A 5,757-nucleotide genomic window follows, 5' to 3' on the forward strand; every position below is an offset into this window, starting at 1 on the left:
TATTAAAATAACATTCTTTTGTCTTTAATTTATCTTAATTATATAAAAAAATCTATAATAACAATTAAATTATATCATATTCATAGATTATTTCTATAAATAAATCTAATAATATATATTAGATTTATCAAAAATAATATATTACAATCTATATTGTAAATTAAATAACAATCTTATATTTAAAAACGTTAAAATTTTATCAAAGGAGTATTAAAAATGCAAAATACACTTACTAAAAATAAGTATATGCCTACAGCATTATCTATGTATATTAACTACTTTTTACATGGTATGGGCTGTATAATATTAGCACAAAACATCGATTTTTTAATTGAACAATTAAACACTAATAAAGCTGGTGTAGCTTATATCATCTCGGCTCTTGGATTAGGTAGACTGATTGTATTATTTATATCAGGAGTCTTATCTGATAAATATGGTAGGAAACCATTTATTCTTTTAGGAATGATAACTTATGTTATATTTATGGGTGGTATTTTAGTTAGTACTAATGTAACAATGGCATTCTTTTTTGCACTACTTGCTGGTATGGCTAACTCATTTATGGATTCTGGTACTTATCCTGCATTAACAGAGTGCTTCCCTAACGCACCAGGAAGTGCTAACGTTGCTATTAAAGCCTTTATATCTGCTGGTCAATTCTTATTACCATGGATAATAAGCTTCCTAATTAGCAATAATCTTTACTATGGATGGTCATTTATATTATGTATAATCATATTTGTAATAAACGGATTATTTATATTAAAGCTTCCTTTCCCATCCTTTAAAACTAATGAAGATAAAAAAGAAAATCTTTCAGAAGAAAAAATTGAAAATAAAGTTAAAGCTAACTTCTGGATCGAAGGTATATGTTTGATATTAATAGGATTCACGGCTACTGCGACATTCCAAATAATCGCAAATTGGTTACCATCATTTGCAAGAGAAGTTGCTGGCGTTGAGCAAACAATATCACTTAAACTTATAAGTATTTACAGTACTGGTTCAATAGTATCAGTATTTGTTACTTCAATACTAGTTGCTAAATGGATTAAACAAGTTAGATTTACATTTGTTTACCCATTAATATCATTAATAATGTTAATAATCCTTTGGATTTTCCCAAGCACTTTAACTTGCATAGTTGCTGCATTCGTGATAGGATTCTCAGCTGCAGGTGGAGTTTTACAGCTAGCTTTAACATCAATGTCAGAGTTATTCCCAACAAGCAAGGGTAAGATTACTGGTATAGTATTTACAGCTTCAAGTATATCTTCTACAGTTGTTCCAAGTATCACAGGTATATTAGCAGACATAAACTTAAGCCATGTAATACTATTTGATATTGCAGTAACTGCTTTAGGAGTTGTATTAGCACTTATTGTTAACATAAGATACAACATAGTAAAAAAATGAATTAAAAGCTTCTTAAACCAATATAAAAGGCTATGCACGATAATGCATAGCCTTTTATTTTAATAATATTCCTTAGAACAGCACTACTATTCTTTATGAATATGTGCATTATGCTTTGTATATGGACTTAAAAAATAAATTAAGAAACACAGCTACTCTTCCTAAATGGTTTAATGAAGCCTTAGCCACGTATCTATAAGAAATATACTCTAAACCTATATTGAAATATACTTTTGAGAAAAGTGATCGATATATCATAATTATTATTTTACGTAATTTTATAACATCTTTTTCAGTTTTATAATAAAAAGGGGCCATTACATAACCTTAGTTGTGTGACAAATAAAAGCTGTTCTAGATGGGAAAGTAATTGTAGATATCACACAACCTTGGCTGTTTAGTAGCCCCTTTTCATAGATATATATGTTAAATATAAATATCTTTAATATATAATTTTAATTAATCATACTAGTTATATCTAAAAAATAATTCTATTAATATTTGAATTATAGAGCCCCAATTCTCTTAAGTGTATCAGTAATACGTCTTCCTTCTTCAACACCTTCAATTATTCTTCTTGCTCTAACGCTATCTCCAATATTAATAACTTCAACATTATTCGCTTGGAACTTTTCCTGTAATTCAACCATTAATGGTGAATATCCTCTCATTCCTAAACATACAAATCCATAATCGAATTCTATTTCTTCATCTACACCATCTTTATTAACTATAAAGCTACTATCTTTAATTTCTAATAATGATGTTTCAACTCTTACATCAACTTCTTTATTCTTAACCATTGACATCATATCAATCTTAGTTATTACATCTAATCCATTACCTATCATAGGCATTCTTTCAACTATAGTAACTTGTGAATCCTTATGAGCAAAGTATTCAACTACATCTAGTCCAACTGCTCCTCCACCTATAACTGCTATTTTCTTTCCTGCTAGGTCCATTTCATTGAATTTATTAATATTTTCTATTAATCCAAATATTGAGAACACCTTTGTATTTTCCTTATCAACTCTCTCATGTAATCCTGTTATTGGAGGTAATAATGGAGTTGATCCTGTAGCATTAACAATTACATCTGGTTTTAAGTTTTCTATTGCTTCAACATTAGCAGTTGTATTTGTGAATATATAAAGATTTCTTAATTTCTTCGCCCTATTAATTAAGTAATTTGGAAAATCGTTAATTCTATCTTTAGCTGGTAACTTAGCTATTTCTCTAGCTAGCCCACCTAAATAAGGTTTAGATTCAAATAAGAATGTAGTACATCCAACTTCAGCCGCTGTACAAGCAGCTTCAAGTCCTGCAGTACCCCCTCCAATAACAACAACGTTAACTGGTTTATTAACTTTCATTGAAGTATGTTCTTCTTCACCTAAAATAACTTCTGGGTTTATAGTACATCTTAATGGTCTATTTAAACCTATTCTATGTCCTGCACATCCTATATTACAAGATATACACTTTCTTAATTCATCTTCTCTTCCGTTCTTAACTTTATTAACCCATTCTGGATCTGCTATAAGTCCACGTCCCATTGCTAATAAGTCAGCATGACCTTCTGCTAATATTTTTTCAGCCACTTCTGGCTTTCTAATATTTCCTGATGTTATAACTGGCTTATTAAACTTCTCTTTAAAAGCCTTAGCCATGTATGAACGCCATCCATCATTTAAGTAGTTAGCATCTATTTGATATTGCAGTGTATCATTAACTGCTGCTGAAACATTTAATATATCAATTTCATCAACAAGGTATTCCATCATTTCTAAAGTATCTTCTAATTTATTTCCACCTTCAATAAACTCATCAGCACTGAATCTAAAGCTTATTGGGAACATTGGACCCACTGCAGCTCTAACTTTTTCTAATACTAATTTAGCAAACCTTGTTCTATTTTCTAAATTTCCACCAAACTCATCAGTTCTCTTATTATATAGAGGGGATAAGAATTGGCATAGTAAATATGAGTGTCCTCCATGTATTTCTACTGCATCAAATCCAGCCATTTGAGCTCTTTTTGCTGCTTCTGCATACTTATCAGCTATTGCATATATTTCTTCTACAGTAAGTGGTCTTGGAATAGCTCCACCAGTTTTGGATGGTACATTTGAAGATGATACTGGAGTATTTCCTTCTATTCTTCCTGGTACAGCTGATGCCCCTGAATGATTTATTTGGATAGCCACACAAGCACCTTGTCTATGTAATCTTTCTGTTAATCTATATAAATTCGGAATATATCTATCATGGTCTAATCTTATTTGAGTTGTACCATTTGATCCCATTGGAAAATCCACGCAAGCATTTTCTACTATGATTAATCCAGTTCCACCTTTAGCTCTTTTTTCATAATATTGAACATGCTCTTCAGTAAAATCACCCATAGCTCCACCATAGTTCGTCCCCATTGGAGGCATAGCAATTCTATTTCTAATAGTCATGTTTTTAACTGTTAGTGGCTTAAATATATTTTCGTATTTATTCATCTTCCATTCTCCCTACAATTGAATATTGATAAAGTTTTAACTTTTATATCTATAAATTATGTCTATGAAAATTATTAATTTAATTATAACTTTAAAAATCCTATAAATCTAATGAATGTTTTAAGCATTTTTTATAGAAATAATCTATAATTCAAATTCACTAAACCTATATATTTTTAAAATATTATCTGTTAATTCTTCATTTAAAAAGGCTGTGCAACATCTTGCAACAGCCTTTCATATATTCTTTTATTAATTATTTATTTCTCGTAATGTAATCCTCTAGTGCTTCCATTGCAAGTACATATCCTTTTTCACCAAATCCACACATTTGTCCAATACAAGCTGGAGCTGTTTTAGATTCTTTTCTAAACTCTTCTCTAGCATGTACATTTGAGATATGAACTTCTACTGTTGGAATTCCAGTATTACCTTTTATAGCATCATGTAAAGCTATGCTATAATGTGTGTATGCACCTGGATTTATTACTACTCCATCAAACTTTTCGAAGTATGCTCTTTGTAAGAAGTCAATCATAGTTCCTTCACAATTACTTTGAAGAAGAGTAACTTCATGTCCTCTCTTTTCTCCTTCTTCCTTTATGTATTCACATATTTCAGTAAAGCTCTTTGATCCGTATATTCCTTTTTCCCTAACACCAATCATATTTATGTTTGGTCCGTTAATAACCATGAATTTCATATATCTTCCCTCCAAAATTATTTAATAAAATATTTTTATTAAATCTATTTTCTAATAATATCTATTTGTTATCACCAAATAAAAATTCCTTCATATGATCTATAGGCATTTCCTTACCAGTCCAGCACTTAAATGCTTCTGCTCCTTGGAATAACATCATTCCAAGACCATTTATCGTTGGACATCCAACTTCTTCAGCTAGTTCTAATAATCTAGTTCTTGCTGGTTGATATACAACATCACTCACTATCAGTTCAGGTCTTAACATATCTCTTTCTATATAAGTTTGACCTACATATGGCTTCATTCCCATTCCTGTAGCATTTGTAAATATTGCAGAGTCAGCAATTTCTCTTCTTAATGCTTCTTTATCTTCTAGTCTATATAACGTAGCTTTGCAGTTTGTTTTTTCATTAATCTTCTTAACCGTTTCTTCTGCTCTTGCAAAGAATTCATCATCTTGATTAAATATTGAAAGTTCAGATACTCCATCTAAAGCTGCTTGTATACATATTGCTGTAGCTGCTCCACCCGCACCAACTATAGTCATTTTCTTACCTATAATGTCAAATCCAGCATCTTTTAATGACATCATGTATCCAACACCATCAGTAATATGTCCTGTTAATACTCCGTCATCATTTATAACTGTATTTACAGCTCCCGCAAGTTCAGCAGCTGGAGTTAGCTTATCTAAATATTTGTGAATTACAGTCTTATTTGGCATTGATACATTGCAACCTCTAGCCTGCATTGCTTTTAATCCCTTTACTGCATCCTCTAATCCATCATTTCCAACTTCAAATGCAAGATAAGCATAATCTAATCCTAAGTATTGAAATGCTTCATTATGCATCTTAGGTGAACTTGTATGTTTTATCGGTGTTGCTAATAATCCTATTAATGTAGTATAACCTGAAATACGTTTTTCCATTGTATTCTCTCCTTTAATATCTGGATATTTTCTAACTACCCAAACTTTATTTAAACTTAATTAGAATATTTCATTTCTTTCGTAATATCTAAAGCAAAATGAACGTTAAATATTTAACACTTAATTTAATTTTATTATATTCTAATAGGTTATATTAATCCAATTGATTTTTACTACATTATCTATAGATT

Annotated in this window: 4 protein-coding genes; 1 reads left to right on the plus strand and 3 read right to left on the minus strand. The window is 30.2% G+C overall.

Translation table 11 applies throughout. The features are described 5' to 3' along the window. Positions 1-216: 216 nt before the first annotated feature. Positions 217-1,419 carry an MFS transporter gene (locus E6248_RS12085; RefSeq protein ID WP_316341055.1) on the plus strand — a complete coding sequence of 401 codons (1,203 nt, stop codon included), beginning with the start codon at positions 217-219 and terminating at the stop codon, positions 1,417-1,419. A gap of 506 nt (positions 1,420-1,925) precedes the next feature. Here the strand turns inward: E6248_RS12085 and E6248_RS12090 are convergent. From E6248_RS12090 to E6248_RS12100, 3 genes are all read right to left on the minus strand, one after another. Further along, positions 1,926-3,929: an FAD-dependent oxidoreductase gene (locus E6248_RS12090; protein WP_316341056.1), complete on the minus strand. Its 2,004-nt coding sequence runs from the start codon at positions 3,927-3,929 to the stop codon at positions 1,926-1,928. A gap of 256 nt (positions 3,930-4,185) precedes the next feature. After that, on the minus strand, positions 4,186-4,632 hold the full coding sequence (aroQ, locus tag E6248_RS12095; protein ID WP_291678095.1) for a type II 3-dehydroquinate dehydratase: 447 nt from the start codon (positions 4,630-4,632) through the stop codon (positions 4,186-4,188). Positions 4,633-4,693: 61 nt separating this feature from the next. Then, a complete protein-coding gene (locus E6248_RS12100) occupies positions 4,694-5,566 on the minus strand; it encodes a shikimate dehydrogenase (protein WP_316341057.1) in 873 nt (290 codons plus the stop codon). Positions 5,567-5,757 lie beyond the last annotated feature (191 nt).

Source organism: Clostridium sp., assembly GCF_032552055.1.
In the GTDB taxonomy this organism is placed as follows: domain Bacteria; phylum Bacillota; class Clostridia; order Clostridiales; family Clostridiaceae; genus Clostridium.

Excerpts from the sequence above, each read along its gene's own strand:
- E6248_RS12085 (WP_316341055.1), top strand. The coding sequence starts at position 217 with ATGCAAAATACACTTACTAAAAATAAGTATATGCCTACAGCATTATCT.
- E6248_RS12090 (WP_316341056.1), bottom strand. The coding sequence starts at position 3,929 with ATGAATAAATACGAAAATATATTTAAGCCACTAACAGTTAAAAACATG.
- aroQ (WP_291678095.1), bottom strand. The coding sequence starts at position 4,632 with ATGAAATTCATGGTTATTAACGGACCAAACATAAATATGATTGGTGTT.
- E6248_RS12100 (WP_316341057.1), bottom strand. The coding sequence starts at position 5,566 with ATGGAAAAACGTATTTCAGGTTATACTACATTAATAGGATTATTAGCA.